Here is an 18,536-nt window from a genome sequence, read left to right as displayed (position 1 = left end):
AATAAAATAATGAGAAAAAAGCGCACTAATAGATACGAGCAAGTACAATAGGGCTAAACAAAAGGGAAAAGACTTGAACGAGGTCCTTTCATTTGTATAATAACATTGATTTATTTTTTTGGACGTCTATAAATGTTACAAATTTAGAACAACTAAATACAAAAAAATATCCCTGTATCCATTATGGAGACAGGGAATTTATTTACTAAAATCAATATAGAATAACTACTAGAAAAGTCCATGTACTAAATATTTAACAAAATCAGTAAAACCTTCTCCTACTCCTGAATAGATCATTTCGTGATAAGCATTATTCATACTTAAACCGATCGATATTGTTATAAGGATGGGGACAATCATCATTACTCCCTTTTTCACTGTATAACACTCCTTAAAGTAACTTTTGAATTTTTCATTAAATATAAGTCAGAAAGTTTTAAAAAATACTTATGATAATAATGTATACAATTTGTATGAATTAATCAATTGTGAACTATTTCCAGTTATTAATTTTTTGTTGAATTTCAATTAAAACATAAAAACGACAAAAAATCAGATCGAAAAAAGTAACTTGTAATAGCAACCCTCTTACAATCTGAATTTATGTTAGTCTTCGTCTTTTACGTCTGGGTCTTCAGGAATTGGTTCGTTATAGTAATCAGCAATCATTTTTTTTGCTTTTTCCATTTGTTCTAAATGATTATTAAATTGCTCTTTGTAGATTAAATATTGCTCACCATCATGGACTGCTCTTATTTTTCGTTCTTGAATTAATTGGTTTATATAGGATTCTTCAAGATCTAAGTATTCCGCTGTTTCTTTAATTGTTAAATACATTTTGTTCTCCTTACCTAATCATTCTTACATTATCTTACCACAAACTTGGAAATAATTTGATATTGAGAAATTAGAGAAAATTAAATGATCTATCTAACAAAAAGAACACAAATCGAAGGATTCGTGCTCTTTTGATTATTTTACTTATAAATTTACCTAAAACTCTGTTGGTGTACCCTGATGGAAATACATCTTCCATTGACCATCTTTAAACTTCCAAATTGAATTACGTAAGGAATGTTGTTTTTTTACTTCATTAAATATTCGATAAGTCACTAAGGTAATTTCTTCTGATAATGGATGAATTTCAAAATCACTTAATGTCATTTTTACGATTCCAATGCCATTTTCTAATTGATCATCTTTATATAAAACTCTTCCTGAACTCCCGAATTCAAAAAATTCATCAGCTAGTAAATTTTTTAATTCAGTTTGTGAAGTGCGAATCTCTGGTTTAAGCAATTTTTCTTCTAACATACATAGATGCTCTTTTAAAAAATGTAAACCTTCCATCATTCATTCACCTTCTTCGTTTTATATAGATTGATTTTTAATTAGTAAGCTTTACCCCAATAAACCATTACATCCGTTTTCTTTGCACAGCATACACATGTATCAGAAATTTGTTCTTGTTCAAATGGTATACATCTAGATGTTAACCCAGCTTCTTCTTTAATTTGTTCTTCACATGCAAGATCCCCGCACCACATTGCCTTAATAAAGCCTTGTTTTTCTTCACTGATTTGTTTTAACTCATCCATAGATGTAGCTTCAAATGTTTTTTCTGTACGGTTGTTTAATGCTTTTTCGTATAGAGCTATTTGGATTTCTTCAAGTAATTTTGTAATATTTTCTTCTAAAGCGTCTAATGAAACGATCGTTTTTTCTCGCGTGTCACGTCTTACTAAAACTGCTTGATTCTTTTCGATATCTTTTGGGCCAATTTCAACACGAACTGGAATTCCTTTCATTTCATATTCGTTAAATTTCCAGCCTGGCATCTTATCAGAAGTATCAATTTTTACTCGAGCAATTTTTGAAATACGGTTTTTTAATTCAGTTGCTTTTTCAATAACGCCTTCTTTATGTTGAGCAATTGGAATGACCATTACTTGAGTTGGAGCAACTTTTGGAGGTAATACTAATCCGCTGTTATCACCGTGAACCATAATTAATGCGCCGATTACTCTTGTTGTCATACCCCAAGAAGTTTGGTGTACATATTGTCTTTTAGAGTTTTTATCTGTGTATTGAATATCAAATGCTTTTGCAAATCCATCTCCAAAGTTATGAGATGTACCACTTTGTAATGCTTTCCCATCGTGCATTAAGCTTTCAATTGTATAAGTAGCTTTTGCACCAGCGAATTTTTCTTTTTCTGTTTTTTGACCTTTAATAACAGGAATTGCTAAGAAGTCTTCTAAGAAATTAGCATAAACATTTAGCATTTGGATTGTTTCTGCTTGTGCTTCTTCAGCGGTTGCATGTGCTGTATGACCTTCTTGCCATAAGAATTCAGTCGTTCTTAAAAATGGTCTTGTTGTTTTTTCCCAACGTACAACTGAGCACCATTGATTATATAATTTTGGTAAGTCATTATAGCTTTCAACTGTTTTTGAAAAATGCTCACAAAATAGTGTTTCTGATGTAGGACGAACTGCTAATGGTTCAGCTAATTCATCGTGACCACCGTGCGTTACCCAAGCCACTTCAGGTGCAAATCCTTCTACATGATCAGCTTCTTTTTGTAATAAAGATTTAGGGATAAATAATGGCATATATACATTTTCATGATCTGTTTGTTTAAATTGAAAATCTAATTCTTTTTGGATATTTTCCCATAATGCATAACCATAAGGTCTTATAATCATACAGCCTTTAACACTTGAGTAATCGACTAATTCTGCTTTTTTTACGATATCTGTGTACCATTGTGCAAAATCAACATCCATATCTGTAATTGCTTCAACAAATTTTTTTGTAGTCATTTTCTCTACTCCTAATCATTTTTTAGAAAATAAAAAACGCGCGAGAATAATCTAGAAGGGACCATTCTCGGCGTTACCACCCTAATTACTATATAGAAAATACGAAATAAGCGAATGATAAACAAAAAACGCCATGAATGATCAAAAGGGACCATTCATGGCGTTACCACCCTACTTATTATGTAAAAGCTCTACATAATCTCTTAACATCTTTAACGGGAAAACCGCTGTAGCCTACTTTTATTTCGGTACAGAGACTCCAAGGCTGGTTCAGAATACTTGCTTTAGGAATTTGCAGCGACCATTCCCTCTCTAAAAAGCTTATAAACTTACTATTCCTTTTCTAAGTCGTTTATTAATTTAAAGTTATAATACGTGAACAAATTATATCTGTCAATGTGTATTATGCCCATTTTTTTAAAATTTCTTACATTTCTTACTATATTGCCTCATTTTTTACTTCTTTTGTTCGTTTCTTGGGTAAGGGAACTTCAGATAACAGCATCCCGCCTACAATAAAAGTCCCACCGATAATTGTTTGGATCGATAATGTTTCATTGGCAAAAAGTACTGCTGTAAATGCTGCAAAAACAGGTTCGAAAATAAAAATTAGTGCTGCTTTCGTAGAAGAAATATGTTGCTGAGCAAACATTTGAACCCAAAACGCGATACTCGTACAGAAGATTGCAGTGACAACCACTGCAAAGATGAATGTCGGATTGACCCAAAGTTCTTTTGAAAAAGAAACGGAAGTATCTTCAAAAATTAGAGAGAAAATCGTACTACTAATGCCAACTGTTGCTAGTTGAATCGTTGTAAAGGTGAGCGGATCCATTTGCTTCGTATATTTACCTGATAAAATAATATGGAATGCAAACGCAATCGACCCAATTAGTGTTAGTACATCTCCAAGATTAATAGAGAATGAATCACCTAAAGTTAAGAAACTTAGTCCTAGTAATGCAATTAAACATGCAATGACAGTAGACCAGTTTGACCGTTCTTTATAGACTAAATATAAAAGAACAGGTACTAATACAACACATAGACCAGTAATAAAACCTGATTTTGATGAAGTTGTATACTTCAATCCAAATGTTTGAAGTAAATATCCTAAAAACAACATGAATCCAATACCACTAGTAATAACGATTTGCTTTACCGTTACTTTAGTTTTTTGTTTTCTTTTTACTAGAAATGGTAAAAGGACTAAAGTTGCGAGGATAAATCGAAATGCGTTAAATGCAAACGGTTCAACGTATGCAATCGCATTTTGGACTACTACAAATGTTGTGCCCCAAAGTAATGTTACGATAATTAATGAGATGGTAGCTATTCTATCTATTCTCAGGTCTCTCATCCCCTCTCCATATAGTTGGTACCATAAAATTGGAAGTAAAGAAAACTCGTTGATTGACGAGTTTAATTGACAACTACTTTGAAATCACTTCATTGTTGCCAATTTATTCCCACTTAACCTAAAAAAAGATGTGATATTCACACATCCAAGTACTTTAAATTTTATAGGTTCCACATTAAATTATATTTTTATTTTATCATAGTGTGTAATGAATTTGTCTTATAACTGTAAAATTTCTCTATCTTATGATAGTTTTAATGGAAATTTTGTCCAAAACTTGATTTGTTTATGATTGACTCAACGAATCCTCATCCATATACTTAAATACAGAAAAATAGGAAAAGGTGATTGGATGGATTTTGAAATTACATATTTATCGTTTTATGTTGTTACTGTTGAAGGTAAAGGTGAACAATCCGATAAACGATATAAACATTTCCAAACATTAGATGAATCAATGTTTGAAGAAAGCGCATTGAAAGGCTTTTTAGAAGGGGAACTTGAACGAATTGTAAATCGAAAAGTTGAAAGACATCCAAAATCTGATTCTGTACCAACAAAGTTAGGTCATTTTATCGTCGAAGAAGGCCACTCTTTAGATTCAAATCCAAATTATAATTTATTCCAGCGAATACGTGATGCTAAATCGATTGAAGATTTTAAAGCAGAAAATGAGACTTTAGTCATAAATTACATTGATACAAGTGCAGTTCGCGGAGGAGCATTTTTAGTGATTCAGGCAAAGCTAAGAAAATATTTTGATGATCCATTCTTATTTGTACTAAAATGTGATTTTGAACCGAAAGTTGCATCCATTGCAGATGAATCTACTCTCATTAAAACAGTTGAAATGGCGATTACAACGAAAAATATGAAATCGATTCAATACCCTTATATGGAAGAATTAGGGATGATCTCAGAGAGTGAATTGAAAATACACCAAGCATCTCACGCAAGATATTTTGAAGACTTTTTAAAATTTGTTTCCTATTCCGAATCAATGCCTACAATTGTAAAATCTCAAGTAATGGAAATGGTTTACGACAAAATTGAGGACGTTTTTGAAGAGGAAAGTGTTGAAAGACAACAATTCGATGCAGCAATGGAAGTTTGGGCAGCAAGTCCTAAACGTGAAATTCAAGAGCATTTTACACCCAATGAAGTAATCGAAGCAGCGGCACAAATCGTGGAACATACACCAGAAATTGAATTATCATTTAAAGCGGATCACTTTTCTGTTAAAGGATTACTAGCTGATTTTGGTGATAACCTCCATATAGCGAAAGTAAACGGTCGATATGTCGTTATTTTAGAAGCAGATACATTGCAATTTGAGAAGGGATTTTCTCCGATTGAGTTTCTGAAGCCGGACGAATTGGATGATGTAATTGAGCGAATTGGTCAGAAAGTAAATATTCCAGGATATTGACCGATCGAATAACTCAATTAAAAAATAATGAATGTAATAAAAAATTAAAAGACAGTTGGCTATTACTAGCTAACTGTCTTTTTGATTTCATCTAAATTTCTTTAGAGAGTCGACATTTAAAATAAACGACTTAGAATCTTAGTAAAAACATTCTTGGCGGTCTTCAAATTAAATCATTTCTTAAGCATCATATATATGTTTTAATAGTGAGTTTACTTTTACATTAGCTTTTTTAATTGATAACTTAAATAAATAAGAAAACAATTTAAATATACTATATCCAATTAACGTTCCTGTAAAATTAAATAGGACGTCATTAATATCAACAACTCTAAAAGTGAAACCATTAAGTAGTCCAATAATTCCTTGTAAAGACTCAATTGTGACTCCTATTAATAATCCAGATAGGACTATTTTTTTAAATGTACTTTTTGTAATAAAAGGAAGTCCAAAACCAAATGGTATTGTCATCAAAACATTTAGTAAAGAAGTCTCAAAATCCTCCATTGTAAGATTTATAAGAGGAACTAGATTAATCGATAAATGTAATCCGATGATATCTTTATAAGTTTGAGATACATAGATTGGAAATTGAGTATAGTTTAAAACAGTACATAAATAAATATACATAATAGAGAAAAAAAGTAAATATACAATATCCTTTTTGAATTTTATCTTTAAAACAAATAATATCATTAAAAATATAATTATGAATCCATACATAATCCAACCATTAAAAAAAAATGCCTTTTCCATATAAGTGTATCTCCTTCAAATCAAACGGTATTTTTTTGAACGTTTATAAATATATATAATTATTTTTTAGAATGCCAAATAACCTATCATTTTGTTTATATAACTTAACACTTCAAATTTTAACATTTTATTACAAATTTGGAATATTTTTATATGAATTGTAGAAAATTTGTAAAAGTTATATTGTGATTTGTTGATAAACTATTATGCATGTCCTTACTAAAATAAATAGTGAGCCACAAATGCGCCCCATAATCATCATTACGTTAATTATCTACTTTCCTCTAAAAATCGTTTAATTCAAATCTATTTTCGCATCCTTCTCTCATATCCGGTCTGTCATGGTTCCTATATTGAATACATCGTTTAAAAACATGATGCTCCACCTGTACCTATACTACGATTATCCTCATGATTTCCCTCTATCATTAACTTTTAATTTTTTAAAATTAAACCTAGGCCACCAATTTATAAAATCTTACTATTCCTACTATTGTCTTTAAATCTTTCCTCTTATTAGATTTTTTTAGTTTTTTATCTTAATATAATATATGTTAACTAAAATAAATATTTAGTTGACATATAATTTAAGTTTCATTAATATGATAATAGTTATCAGAAAATTGACAGTAGGAGAATTAAAATGAAAATCAAAGAAATTACATTTGTAGCAATGTTTGCAGCAGTTATGGGTGTCCTTGGACAAGTTCCTCCGATTATGTTATCCTTTACACCAGTTCCTATTACATTACAAACACTTGGCGTTATTTTAACTGGTGGTGTTTTAGGTGCTAGATTAGGTGCACTAAGCCAAACCATCTTTTTATTACTAGTTGCAGTAGGAATGCCGCTTCTATCCGGTGGTCGTGGTGGTTTTAGTGTATTTGCGGGACCAAGTGTTGGTTATTTAATTTCATGGCCAATTACGGCTTTTGTAATTGGGTATTTATTATCTCGATTTAAAACGTTAAAATTAAAGCATGTCTTATTGATTAACTTGACTGTTGGAATTCTATTAATCTATTTAATCGGTATCCCAATTCAAGCGGTTATTATGGGAATTCCAGTTATGACAGCGGTTAAATTAAGTTTAGTTTATATTCCAGGAGATATTTTAAAAGCTATTCTTGCTTCAATTTTAGTATTCAAACTAAGACAGCAACCAGTTTTTTCAAGCTCATTGACAAAAAACTATTCAAATCAATCAGCTAAAAATATGTAAATCTTTTGGGACACTCTTGTTGTGTCTCTTTTTTATAGGGGTGATTTTAAATGGCAAATATTACAGAATCATATCAAAAAAACGCTATATTGTCGCCTGACAAAATTGCGATACATACGAGTAATCAACAAATCAGTTATAAGGAATGGAATCAATTAATTAATCAAACAGCTAATTGGCTTCACTCTCACCAATCTAAAACAATAGGTATCCTTTTACCAAATGGTATCCCGTTTTTGCAGATGTTTGCAGGAGCTTCTAAAGCGGGTTGGATCGCTGTTCCGTATGATATGAAATGGAATCTAGCGGATTTAGAAAAAAGGGTAAAGCTTTCGAATCCTTCTATCATTGTTACAACAAAAGAAATGTACAATAAGATAAATCCGATCATTCCAAATGTTAAGGTTTTAGATGATATCTTACTAGAAATTGCTAAATTTGATTCCTTATCTTCAATCGAAATAAATGAGAACCTACCTTTCTATGTGGGATTTACTTCAGGTACAACCGGTAGCCCGAAAGCATTTATTCGTTCACAAGATTCATGGGTTTCTAGTTTTGATTGCAATCGCTTTGACTTTGGATTAGATGAATCGGATCAAACTCTTATACCTGGAGCTTTAATCCATTCACATTTTCTATATGGTGCGATTAGTACCTTATATTTAGGAGGAACAGTTATTCTTTTAGAAAAATTTTCTCCTTTAAACGTAATATCACGAATCAATTCTTTTCCGATTACTACAATTTATGTTGTTCCGACAATGATTGAAGCATTAATAAAAGAAGGTATTCAAGTCGATCAATCGATGAAAATCCTTTCGTCCGGTGCTAAGTGGACCGAAAAATCCAAAATCGAATTTCGACATTTGTTTCCTGCTATGACGATTTACGAATTTTTTGGCGCTAGTGAATTAAGCTTTATTACCGTTTTGTCTGATCGAGACGGTGACCATAAGGCAAAAACTGTTGGGAAACCTTGTTATGGTGTCGAGTTACAAATTCGCAGACCAGACCAAGAGTTAGCTAAACCGAATGAAACTGGAAAAATATATGTGAAAAGTAAGTATTTAATAGATGGATATTTTGAAGAAAATCAAAGAACTATTCATTCAATTCAAGATAATGACGGTTGGGCTACTGTACATGATATGGGCTATATTGATGAAGACGGGTTTTTAACAATAAACGGTCGTGAAAAAAATATGATTCTATACGGAGGGATTAATATATTTCCTGAAGAAATCGAAAAGGTTATATCTCTTCATCCGGATGTCGAGGAAGTTGCAGTAGTTGGTCTTTCAAATCCGTATTGGGGTCAGATTGTTGCTGCAGTTATCAAAGGAAATAGTAATTCTTTTGAGCTAAAAAGATTTTGTAAGACACACTTATCAGCTTTTAAAATACCTCGTAAATGGTTTTTTCAAAATGAAATGCCGTATACGACGAGCGGAAAGATCGCACGCGCAGAGTTAATTAAACAAATCGAAATGCAGGTGACTAACAATTAAACGAGCTGTCATTGTCAAAGCAAAGCGAACACCTATCGGAAAAAAAGGTGGAATATTACGAGACATTCAACCAAATGAGCTTGCTGCCCCATTGCTCAAGCATTTGGCAATTGGGTTAGAAGACAAAATTAAGGACATCATTTTAGGAAATGTTGTAGGACCAGGTGGAAATGTCGCTCGAGTTTCTGCATTAGAAGCGGATCTTCCTCTCACAGTCCCAGGTATCACAATTGATCGACAATGTAGCGCTGGATTAGAAGCGATTCGAATGGCTTGTTACCTAGTCCAGGGTGGTGCTGGGAATTGCTATCTCGCTGGAGGCGTTGAGAGTACTAGTACCTCCCCATTTCCTGCAAGAGCGAGATTTGCTCCTGACAAAATTGGTGATCCAGATATGGGGGTTGCAGCGGAAAATGTAGCTGAAAAATACGGTATCTCAAAAGAAGCTCAAGATCAATATGCATTATTAAGTTATACACGAAGCTGGGAATCTTATCATAATGGATACTTCAATGAAGAGATTATTCCAGTTGGAAATTTCGACCAAGATGAAGTATTTTTCAAAAAAAGAAAAATGGAAGAACTTTTAAAAAGAGCAAAACCTGTATTTAAAAAGAACGGTACAGTCACAGCTGCAAATAGTTGTGGAATTCATGATGGAGCCTCCGCTGTTCTCATCATGGAAGAAAATGAAGCGATAAAAAACGGTTTTAAACCAGTTTTACGATTTGTGGATAGTCAAGTTTCTGGTGTTCATCCTAATTTTCCAGGTGCAGCACCTATCCCTGCTATACAAGAATTACTAATTAGAAACAATCTAGCAGTTGCAGATATTGAACTTTTTGAAATAAATGAGGCTTTTTCTTCAAAAGTACTAGCCTGTTCTAAGGAGCTTTCCATTCCTACTTCCAAGTTAAATAATTGTGGTGGAGCATTAACGATCGGCCATCCGTATGGAGTATCTGGAAGCATCATGGTCACTAGACTTTTTTATGAAGTTCAAAGAAGAAAAAACTTAGAATCAAATTATGTATTGGCTGCAATAGGAAGTGGTGGTGGAATTGGATTAGCTGTCTTATTCGAAATCGTAAAACAAAATTAACAAATCATATTGTAGTAAGAAGTATAAAGAGAGGTAAAAATATGAAAGTAATCGGTTCAATCGACCTGCATACACGCTGTATACATTACCATACAGCAAGAGATATCATTGCCATCAAATTCAAGTGCTGTGATACATACTTTGGATGTTATTTTTGCCATGAGGAAAGTACAAACCATGAACCAAAAGTCTGGGGCAAAGATGAATGGCAAACAAAAGCAATTCTTTGTGGTAACTGTCATGAGGAATTAACAATTCAAGAATATCAAGATTGTCACTACAAATGTCCGAAATGTGAATCCGATTTTAATCCAGGGTGTAAAAACCATTACCATTTGTATTTTAAGTAAATATGTAATAGGAGCTGAGTGTACAGCTCCTTTTTTTAAGTTTAATGTAAATTCTAGCTATTTTAGTTTATTTCTTTAACCATTGTTGCTTCTTCTTCTGTTATCTTATCGGACTTTTCTTCTTTCTTTCCATTCTTTTTTAGTACGGTATTTTAAAATGATATTTTTAACGAATTGATTAAATTTCTATGCAAAAAAGGAAGCCAGTCGGCCTCCTTTTTTAAATTGCATAGTATTAAACTGTTATGATTGTGTTTGAAGAGCGACTCTTAAACCTAACCCAATATAAACTAAACCGATCGCTTTCCCCATCCATTTTGGTCCTTTGGTTTTCTTGCTAAAGATTTTTTTGCCGATTACACTTGATAAAAGCACAAGTAAAGTTGTGTACAAAATACTAAGTAATACAAAAGTCAACCCAAGCGTTAAAAGTTGGTAGAATACCGGATGTCCATTATGTTGAACAAATTGAGGTAAAAGGGCTAAGAAAAAGAGTGCCGTTTTAGGGTTTAATACTTCAATAAGAACTGCTTGACGAAAAGAAAGTTTTGTATTTACTTCCTTTTGTTCATTTGATTTTTTACTGTTTTTTGATTTTTTAATGATTGCCATGATTCCTAAATAAAATAAATAAGCTGCACCTAAATATTTAACGATTTCAAAAGCAAATGCTGAAGTCATTAAAATTGCAGATAGTCCAAATACAGATGCACATGTGTGAATTAAATCACCGACAGCAATACCAACGCCTGTTAAGATGCCATTCCATTTCCCGCCTTTCATTGTTTGGGATAATGTTAAAAGCACAGCGGGTCCTGGAATTAGAAAAAGTGTTAATACAACTAAAATAAATGAAAGCATGATGTTTATCTCCTCTCTCGTTACTTTATATTTAGACTATTATACAACATTATTTTGCAGTAATTGCCTAAACAGTTATATATTTCAATAAAAAATAAGCCGTTTTCCACATTTGGAAAAACGGCCTATGCACTCATCAATTATAATATTTCAATATACCCATCGGTACCGTGTACACGAATTCTTTGTCCGTCTTTTATCAATTTGGTAGCATTCTCTACTCCGACAACTGCTGGTAAACCATATTCTCGCGCGATGACCGCTCCGTGTGTCATCAATCCACCAACTTCAGTAACTAGTCCTTTTATTGCAACAAATAATGGTGTCCAGCTTGGGTCAGTAAATGAAGTAACTAATATGTCTCCTTCTTCTAGATTTGCATCTTCCATATTTAATATAACACGTGCTCTTCCTTCGATTACACCTGAAGAAACAGCTAAACCTACAATCGCTTCAGGTGGTAGATTTTCCCGTTTGTATTCACCTACAATAATTTCACCATCAGATGTGATAACTCGAGGAGGAGTTAGTTTATTATATAATTTGTACGCATCTTTTCGTTTGTTGATGATTTGGAAATCTAGTTTTTTTGTGCGAACGACTTCTTGAAGTTCTTCAAATGTGAGATAGAATAGATCTTCCACTTCAGAAATAACATTCGTTTCAACGAGTTGTTCGCCTTCTTTCAATAAAGCTAGCTTATACACATAATAGCGACTAATCATTCCATACTTTGGATATTCACGATATCCAATGAAATTCCTGATTAGACTAATTACTTCCTTTATCTCTTCCGCTTTTTGTTTACCATCTGGTAATTCCAATAATCGTTCTACAAGCTCTTGTTCTTTTTGCAATGCTTTTTCTAGCCCTTGCTCAAATTTCCGTCTACTTTCATGCGGCTGAAAGTTTTTGATGTTACTAAGGATCATTGGTAAGAGTGTAGATGGTTTTTCGCTCCAACGAGTTCTAGTTAGATCAATTTCACCAGTACATCGCATTCCATATTTTCTTAGATAATCATCGATTGCATCTTTCGTTTCCTGTCCACCCTCAAATTTAATCAATTCATCCAAAAAGTTATCATCTTCTACTTGCTTTAAATATTCAATTACTTCTGGATAAGGACGAATTACATCAGCGACATCCATTAGTTCTAGACCCATTTCAGAAGTAATATTATTTGGTACAGATTGCGAAAGTATATCTCCTACATTCTTTTCACCTAACCACTCGTATATTTTTTCATTGATCCATTCTGTAGCATTCATAGCAGACATAAACACTGCCGAACTTCGTGGATCAAATAATAACTCGCGTAATTTCTGAAGATCTTCTAAAATAAAATCCATTAATTCTGATCCTGATTTCATTTGTATGTTTTGTTTTAACTCTTCGATTGATTTTTGGCTTTTCTTAATCAATTCAGTTACTATTGTTGGATCGTTTTCGATTAGTGCTTTAAAACTCGACGACGATTGTTCTTGAACATTTTTAGTGGGGGTTGGTGCTTTATTCTCAGTTGATGATTCTATATAATCTTCTCCTTCTACAACCTTTAAAAGAGCATCTTTTAAAAGCGGATCGGATTTTCCTATGGCCTCTATAAACACTGTTCTTCTGTCAGGTGAAGCAAGATGTTGTGAGATATCAACAAATAATCTACCTCCAGCTTTACGCATAGGTGCCCTAGAGGTTAACATCCAAAAGGACAATCCCAATGGTTTTATTGGATCGGTCATCATTTGTTGATGACCAACAGATAGATAGACGTGTTTTTCTTGATCATCTACTTCAGGAATCGGAAATAAAGTTGTGATTGGACGACTTTGGACAATATAAAATGTATCTTCTACTAAACACCATTCGATATCTTGTGGACAAGCGAAATAAGCTTCTATTTGTCTACCAATTTGTGCTAGCTGTAAAATTTGTTGTTCGTTAAGTGTTTGAGTGATTTGTTTTTTGGGATCAAGTTGCTGTGACTCTGTTCCGCCTTCTTTTCGCCCATAGATCGCCATTTTTTTTGTTGCGATTCTCTTATCGATGATTTCATCATTTTGTACCTTATAACAATCGGCCGATACTAAACCAGAAACTAGCGCTTCTCCAAGTCCAAAACTTGCATCGATTGATAGGACCTTTCGATTGGAAGTAACAGGATCAGCCGTAAATAATATACCTGAAGCTTGTGTGAAAACCATTTTCTGAATAACAACGGATAAATATACTTGAGTGTGGTCAAAATCATTTTGCATACGGTAAATAACTGCGCGATCTGTAAATAAAGAAGCCCAACATTTACTAATATGTTGCAAGATATTTTCTTTACCAATAATATTTAAATAAGTGTCTTGTTGGCCAGCAAAAGAGGCATGTGGCAAATCTTCAGCAGTCGCACTAGAACGCACCGCGTATGCAAGTTCCTCGCCGAATTTGGAGAGATAGTTAGAAACTGCATTTACAACCTCAGAAGGGATTGCTACTTCCAAAATAATGTCTCGAATCTTTTTGCTAATCTCACTAATTTGATCACGATCTTTTACATTTAGCGTTTTTAGTTGATCCAACAAAGCATGATAGGATTCGTTTTGTTCGATAGCATTTTGAAAGCCCACAGTTGTAATACAAAATCCTTCAGGTACTTTTATATCGGGAATTTTTGATAATTCACCTAAATTTAACCCTTTTCCGCCAACAAGTAAAAGTTGGTTTTTATCAATCTCATGGAAATCGAGAACTAAAGAATTCATTCAACATCTCTCCTAACCTGTAATGTCTATTGATTTTATCAGTTGAAAATAGGAATATAAAGTCTATTTTGGCCATTTCTTTTATGGTATAATTAAAGTAGGAAGAGTTCGTAAAAAATTAGTAAATCAATTTTCTACCATACATAATGAAAAAAGCACAGAAATTAATCTGTGCTTTTTAACTATCTATTCAATAGATGCAATTGCTTTTCTACCAAATTGCTTATTATATAATTCTTTATATAATCCATTTTGCATTAACAATTCTTCATTTTTGCCTTCTTCAACAATTTGACCATCTTGTAAAACAATAATGTGATCCGCGGCCATAATGGTTGAAAGTCGGTGTGCAATTACAATAGATGTTTTATTTTTTAATAATCCTTGGATTGCACTTTGAATATAAAATTCAGATAAAGTATCTAATGAAGAAGTTGCTTCATCAAGAATAATGATTTCAGGATCTTTTAATAATACACGAGCAATTGAAATTCTTTGTTTTTCTCCACCTGAAAGTTTGATTCCTCGATTTCCAACAACTGTCTCATAACCATTTGGTAAATCCATTATGAAATCATGAATATATGCAGCCTTACAAGCATTCGTAATTTCTTCATCTGATGAATCAGGGCTTGCATATAATAAATTTTCTTTAATCGTTCCATTAAATAAATAACTATCTTGTGTAACAAGTCCAATATGAGAGCGTAATGATTCTAGCGTGAATTCTCTAATATCACGACCGCCAATTTTGATTGAACCTGATGTGAAGTCATACAAACGAGGAATTAAATTAGTAATGGTTGTTTTACCAGCACCACTCGGTCCAACTAAAGCAGTCATTGTACCAGAAGGAGCTATAAAGGAAATATTTTTCAAAGCCGTTTTATCTTGCTGATAAGAAAATGATACATCTTTAAATTCGATATCTAAATGAGTAACTTTCATTTCAGTCGCATCATCACGATCTTTAATCGTTAATTTCATATCAAAATATTCAAAAATACGTTCGAATAAAGCGATCGAACTTGTAATATTTACATATAGATTTGTTAATTGTCCAACTGGCCCGTATAAACGACCAAGTAAAGCAACAAAGCTGATAATAGCTCCAATCGTAATCTGACCGTGAATAAATAAATATCCACCATATAAATAGATGAGCATTGGGCCGATGCTAGTAAAGGTTGATAAAATCATCATAAACCAGCGGCCTGCCATAGATTCCTTTATTTTAAGATTAGTAGCCTGTACATTAATCTCATCAAAATTTTTAAATTCCTTTTGTTCCTTTGTAAAAAGCTTCATTAATAAATAACCACTAATATTTAATGTTTCTTGTATAATATGATTTTGCTCACTTGTTTTTTCCTGTGTCTGTTTTGCAATACTCCAACGAACACTCCCCATTTTACGAGTCGGTAGAATAAATAATGGTACAATGATTAATCCTAGTAATCCAAGCCTCCAGTTCACTATTAACAATGTAGTAGCGGTAGAAATAAGAATGAATAGATTATTAGCAAAACTCACAATCGTACTATCAAAAACAGCTTTAACACCAGAAATATCAGCCGTCATTCGGGTGATCACTTCACCTTGCTTAACGTTCGAATAAAATTGGTATGGCATTTGTTGTAAATGAAGATACATTTGGTTTCTCATATCGTAAATAATTTTTTGGGCAACATATGCATTTAAATAATTTTGCCAAACACCCAATAACTCTGAAATAATCGTAGTACTAAGTGAGGCAAGTACGAGATAGATTAGGAGACTTAAATCTTTATTTGGTAAGGCTGTATCAACAATATGTTGAATGATAATAGGCGGTAAAATGCCTAATACTGAAGTAACTAATAAAATAAGCACGACAAGTGTTGTTTGCTTCCAATACGGTATAAAATATTTTGCAATTCTAAGTAGTATTGCCTTTGATATATTTGGTTTTTGTGCGTTTTTATCGTATTTCATTCGCCCAAAACCATGGGGACCCATTGGAGGTCCACCACCCCATCCTGACATAATTAAACGTCCTCCTTATTTCGAACAATTAGTTTGTTCATTTGATAAATCAGTTAAAATTTTTTTTTGCATGTCTATAAGTATATTAAGCTCATCCTGTGAAAATTGTTCCAGTGAATTTGCTAAACTCTTATAAGCTTCTGATTCTTCACGATAGCGTTGACATAATCGTTCACCATCGAGTGTTAAAAACAATTGAGTTTCGCGACGATCATTAGCTGACGTCTCTCTTTTTACATAATGTTTTTTCTCTAACTCATCAATACTAAGGCTAACTCTGCTTTTAGCAGTTCTTAAGCGTTCAGTTAGTTCTTTTTGTGTTAGTCCTTCGTTATTTCGAATTGAATTTAGGATAATTAATTGTTGGAATGTGAGACCAAGTTTAGTTGCGGTTTGTAAGCTTATTTTTTTCAGCTGGCGCGCAATTGAAACAAACGAATTTGTTAAATCAATTGCTTGTTGTAAATCTGACACCATATCACCTCGATCCATTAGTTTACTTTGTAAACTGTTTACATTGTAAACTAATCATAAAACTTTATTGTTCATTTGTACAATTAAAAATTATTAATAAAAAATACAATAGGATACTTTCTACTGCATTTCCTAAATTATTCAGTTACTTTGATTTAACTTAATAAGAAATAAAAAAAGCAAACGGATCAGAAGTGAGATGTCCATTTGCTTTTTTATTTGATTTATTGTTTTTTAAACTATGCAATTTTAGTCACTCAATTTCAAGTAAGTATGTTTAAAAAAGACCTGCTTCCTTTGCTGCCTCAAAACTAACTCTTGTAAATTCAACCGGATCCAAATTAACATTCTCCCAATGCATATACATTAAACGTGGTTTATCAAGCAACCAATGGTTATGAACTGCTGTCACGATTATTCCTCTTTTTCGTAAAGCTGTCATTAATGGATTAATTTCTTTTTGACGGATTACAGATTCGCCAAGGTTTAAACCATTATCTTCAAAAGATAACATGAATGGAAGTGCTAAAGGAGAACGAGTCCAACGCCCTAAAATAGTTGCATTAATATCGCGAAGACGCATAATAACGCATACAGGTGTTGCTTGAACAACTTCTCCACCAATCATTTACGCAAGTCATTGGCATGTTGACATATTCATCATCCATCACTCTCTTCATACTTATTATTTTTTACTGAGTATCATATGAAGAAAATGAAGGGCGAGTGCCTATTTTCAACCTTAATTAATCATCGTTAATAGCTATTAATGTCCAACGTTTTCTAATAAAAAATTAAAGAAAATCCTTTAATTTCCAATTAAATAAGTGAAAAGTCCTGTTTTTTTTGCAAGACAATTTGATTATCTAACTTTAAATTGTTATTATATAAACATTAAATGTGTTCAAGCACATAAGGAGGAAACAAGAATGGAACATGGTAAAGTAAAATGGTTTAATGCAGAAAAAGGTTTTGGATTCATCGAGCGTGAAAATGGTGATGATGTATTCGTTCATTTCTCAGCAATTCAATCTGAAGGATTCAAATCATTAGACGAAGGTCAAGCTGTTACATTTGATGTAGAACAAGGACAACGCGGACCACAAGCAACTAACGTTAAAAAAGCATAATTAAAAAAGTCGGATTCTATTTGTAGAATCTGGCTTTTTTTTATCTGTTAAAAATAAATACCCCCTATTCATTAAAGAATAGGGGGTATTTTAAACGTGGAGCTCGGGTAAAGAAATGGTTTAAAGTATTATAGCCTATAAAAAATGAATACACAACATTCATTTTATACCCTTTATTAAGTTAATATTATTCACAATACTATGCGTTTTTGTCTATTGAACGAGTATATGAATTATTAATGTTATACTCTGAAGATAAATTTGTTACTTAATTGAATTTACAGGATAAGACCTCTTCTCTGTCGAATTATATAATTTTAGAAGGGAGATGTGAAAATGAGTAAGGAAAATCTATTAAAGAACCTTCGACTTGCAACAAGAGGAAATTTCTTTATAATCGACATTAAAAATTCATTGGAAAATGATACAAATATGATTGAAAAACTAGCTAAGGATCTAGAACTAGATGGATTAATCAAACTAAAAGAGTGCACACAGTTAGAAGATTCACTCTTTTTAAGCGGAATTCTTAAATATGCATCCAAATAAATTGGATGTTTTTTTTACGTTGACCAAGTTAAATATGAAATAGATACTCGAAATAAGTTATTCAATATATAATGGATTAATTTTTAAATTAGCAACATTATATTCTAAATGGAATTTAAAAGTAGGAACACTAGCATAAATTGAACGGGGCTAATGTTTTGTATAAGGGGTTTCGTTTCATACACGATT

18 protein-coding genes and 1 other annotated feature are annotated in these 18,536 nt (G+C 32.5%); of the genes, 7 read left to right on the top strand and 11 right to left on the bottom strand.

What is annotated here, in order from left to right; genetic code table 11:
* Positions 1–228: 228 nt before the first annotated feature.
* The 5 genes from AB1282_RS18105 to AB1282_RS18085 form a co-directional block, all read right to left on the bottom strand.
* Positions 229–378: a hypothetical protein gene (locus AB1282_RS18105; protein ID WP_156339580.1), complete on the bottom strand. Its 150-nt coding sequence runs from the start codon at positions 376–378 to the stop codon at positions 229–231.
* 228 nt (positions 379–606) lie between these two features.
* The gene (locus tag AB1282_RS18100; protein WP_056465597.1) at positions 607–837 is read right to left on the bottom strand and encodes an excisionase family DNA-binding protein; all 231 of its coding nucleotides are present in this window, start codon (positions 835–837) and stop codon (positions 607–609) included.
* Positions 838–993: 156 nt separating this feature from the next.
* Positions 994–1,350: a DUF4440 domain-containing protein gene (locus AB1282_RS18095; RefSeq protein WP_056465596.1), complete on the bottom strand. Its 357-nt coding sequence runs from the start codon at positions 1,348–1,350 to the stop codon at positions 994–996.
* A 41-nt stretch (positions 1,351–1,391) separates the two neighbouring features.
* The gene (gene proS / locus AB1282_RS18090; protein WP_056465594.1) at positions 1,392–2,825 is read right to left on the bottom strand and encodes a proline--tRNA ligase; all 1,434 of its coding nucleotides are present in this window, start codon (positions 2,823–2,825) and stop codon (positions 1,392–1,394) included.
* 143 nt (positions 2,826–2,968) lie between these two features.
* Positions 2,969–3,180: a binding site (T-box leader), on the bottom strand.
* A gap of 84 nt (positions 3,181–3,264) precedes the next feature.
* The gene (locus AB1282_RS18085) at positions 3,265–4,185 is read right to left on the bottom strand and encodes a DMT family transporter (protein ID WP_056465592.1); all 921 of its coding nucleotides are present in this window, start codon (positions 4,183–4,185) and stop codon (positions 3,265–3,267) included.
* 352 nt (positions 4,186–4,537) lie between these two features.
* Between AB1282_RS18085 and AB1282_RS18080 the strand changes: the two genes are divergently transcribed.
* Entirely contained in the window at positions 4,538–5,614 is a 1,077-nt protein-coding gene (locus tag AB1282_RS18080) for a DUF3900 domain-containing protein (protein ID WP_056465590.1), read from the top strand.
* A 180-nt stretch (positions 5,615–5,794) separates the two neighbouring features.
* Here the strand turns inward: AB1282_RS18080 and AB1282_RS18075 are convergent, their stop codons facing one another.
* Positions 5,795–6,370 carry a VanZ family protein gene (locus AB1282_RS18075; RefSeq protein ID WP_286131535.1) on the bottom strand — a complete coding sequence of 192 codons (576 nt, stop codon included), beginning with the start codon at positions 6,368–6,370 and terminating at the stop codon, positions 5,795–5,797.
* 643 nt (positions 6,371–7,013) lie between these two features.
* Between AB1282_RS18075 and AB1282_RS18070 the strand changes: the two genes are divergently transcribed.
* Genes AB1282_RS18070 through AB1282_RS18055 form a run of 4 tightly spaced genes read left to right on the top strand, consistent with a single transcriptional unit; the run spans position 7,014 to position 10,555 of the window.
* Positions 7,014–7,592: a biotin transporter BioY gene (locus AB1282_RS18070; RefSeq protein WP_056465588.1), complete on the top strand. Its 579-nt coding sequence runs from the start codon at positions 7,014–7,016 to the stop codon at positions 7,590–7,592.
* A 50-nt stretch (positions 7,593–7,642) separates the two neighbouring features.
* Positions 7,643–9,103, top strand: a complete 1,461-nt coding sequence (locus AB1282_RS18065) for an AMP-binding protein (protein WP_429899704.1) — start codon at positions 7,643–7,645, stop codon at positions 9,101–9,103.
* Complete coding sequence (locus AB1282_RS18060) at positions 9,099–10,205, top strand: acetyl-CoA C-acyltransferase (protein WP_429901175.1); 1,107 nt, start codon at positions 9,099–9,101, stop codon at positions 10,203–10,205. Before AB1282_RS18065 ends, AB1282_RS18060 begins: the two co-directional genes overlap by 5 nt.
* A 41-nt stretch (positions 10,206–10,246) precedes the next feature.
* Positions 10,247–10,555 (top strand): CHY zinc finger protein, encoded by a 309-nt coding sequence (locus AB1282_RS18055; RefSeq protein WP_429899703.1) that lies wholly within the window; start codon positions 10,247–10,249, stop codon positions 10,553–10,555.
* A gap of 243 nt (positions 10,556–10,798) precedes the next feature.
* Here the strand turns inward: AB1282_RS18055 and AB1282_RS18050 are convergent, their stop codons facing one another.
* The 5 genes from AB1282_RS18050 to AB1282_RS18030 form a co-directional block, all read right to left on the bottom strand.
* Positions 10,799–11,416, bottom strand: coding sequence for a LysE family translocator (locus AB1282_RS18050; protein ID WP_056465581.1), 618 nt, complete (start codon positions 11,414–11,416; stop codon positions 10,799–10,801).
* Positions 11,417–11,556: 140 nt separating this feature from the next.
* Entirely contained in the window at positions 11,557–14,169 is a 2,613-nt protein-coding gene (gene ppsA / locus AB1282_RS18045; RefSeq protein WP_429899702.1) for a phosphoenolpyruvate synthase, read from the bottom strand.
* Between the two features lie 186 nt (positions 14,170–14,355).
* Positions 14,356–16,194, bottom strand: a complete 1,839-nt coding sequence (locus AB1282_RS18040; RefSeq protein WP_286131533.1) for an ABC transporter ATP-binding protein — start codon at positions 16,192–16,194, stop codon at positions 14,356–14,358.
* 15 nt (positions 16,195–16,209) lie between these two features.
* Complete coding sequence (locus AB1282_RS18035) at positions 16,210–16,686, bottom strand: MarR family transcriptional regulator (protein WP_082459305.1); 477 nt, start codon at positions 16,684–16,686, stop codon at positions 16,210–16,212.
* Positions 16,687–16,945: 259 nt separating this feature from the next.
* A complete protein-coding gene (locus AB1282_RS18030; RefSeq protein WP_429899701.1) occupies positions 16,946–17,296 on the bottom strand; it encodes a DUF1259 domain-containing protein in 351 nt (116 codons plus the stop codon).
* 301 nt (positions 17,297–17,597) lie between these two features.
* Between AB1282_RS18030 and AB1282_RS18025 the strand changes: the two genes are divergently transcribed.
* Together AB1282_RS18025 and AB1282_RS18020 are read left to right on the top strand one after the other, a co-directional pair.
* A complete protein-coding gene (locus AB1282_RS18025; RefSeq protein ID WP_025568372.1) occupies positions 17,598–17,798 on the top strand; it encodes a cold-shock protein in 201 nt (66 codons plus the stop codon).
* Between the two features lie 336 nt (positions 17,799–18,134).
* Positions 18,135–18,347, top strand: coding sequence for a hypothetical protein (locus AB1282_RS18020; protein WP_056465573.1), 213 nt, complete (start codon positions 18,135–18,137; stop codon positions 18,345–18,347).
* Positions 18,348–18,536: the final 189 nt, after the last annotated feature.

Source organism: Gottfriedia sp. S16(2024) (assembly GCF_050473765.1).
Taxonomy (GTDB): domain Bacteria; phylum Bacillota; class Bacilli; order Bacillales; family Bacillaceae_G; genus Gottfriedia.
Note: the sequence above shows the minus strand (reverse complement) of the source record. Positions and strands in the feature narration are given on the sequence as shown.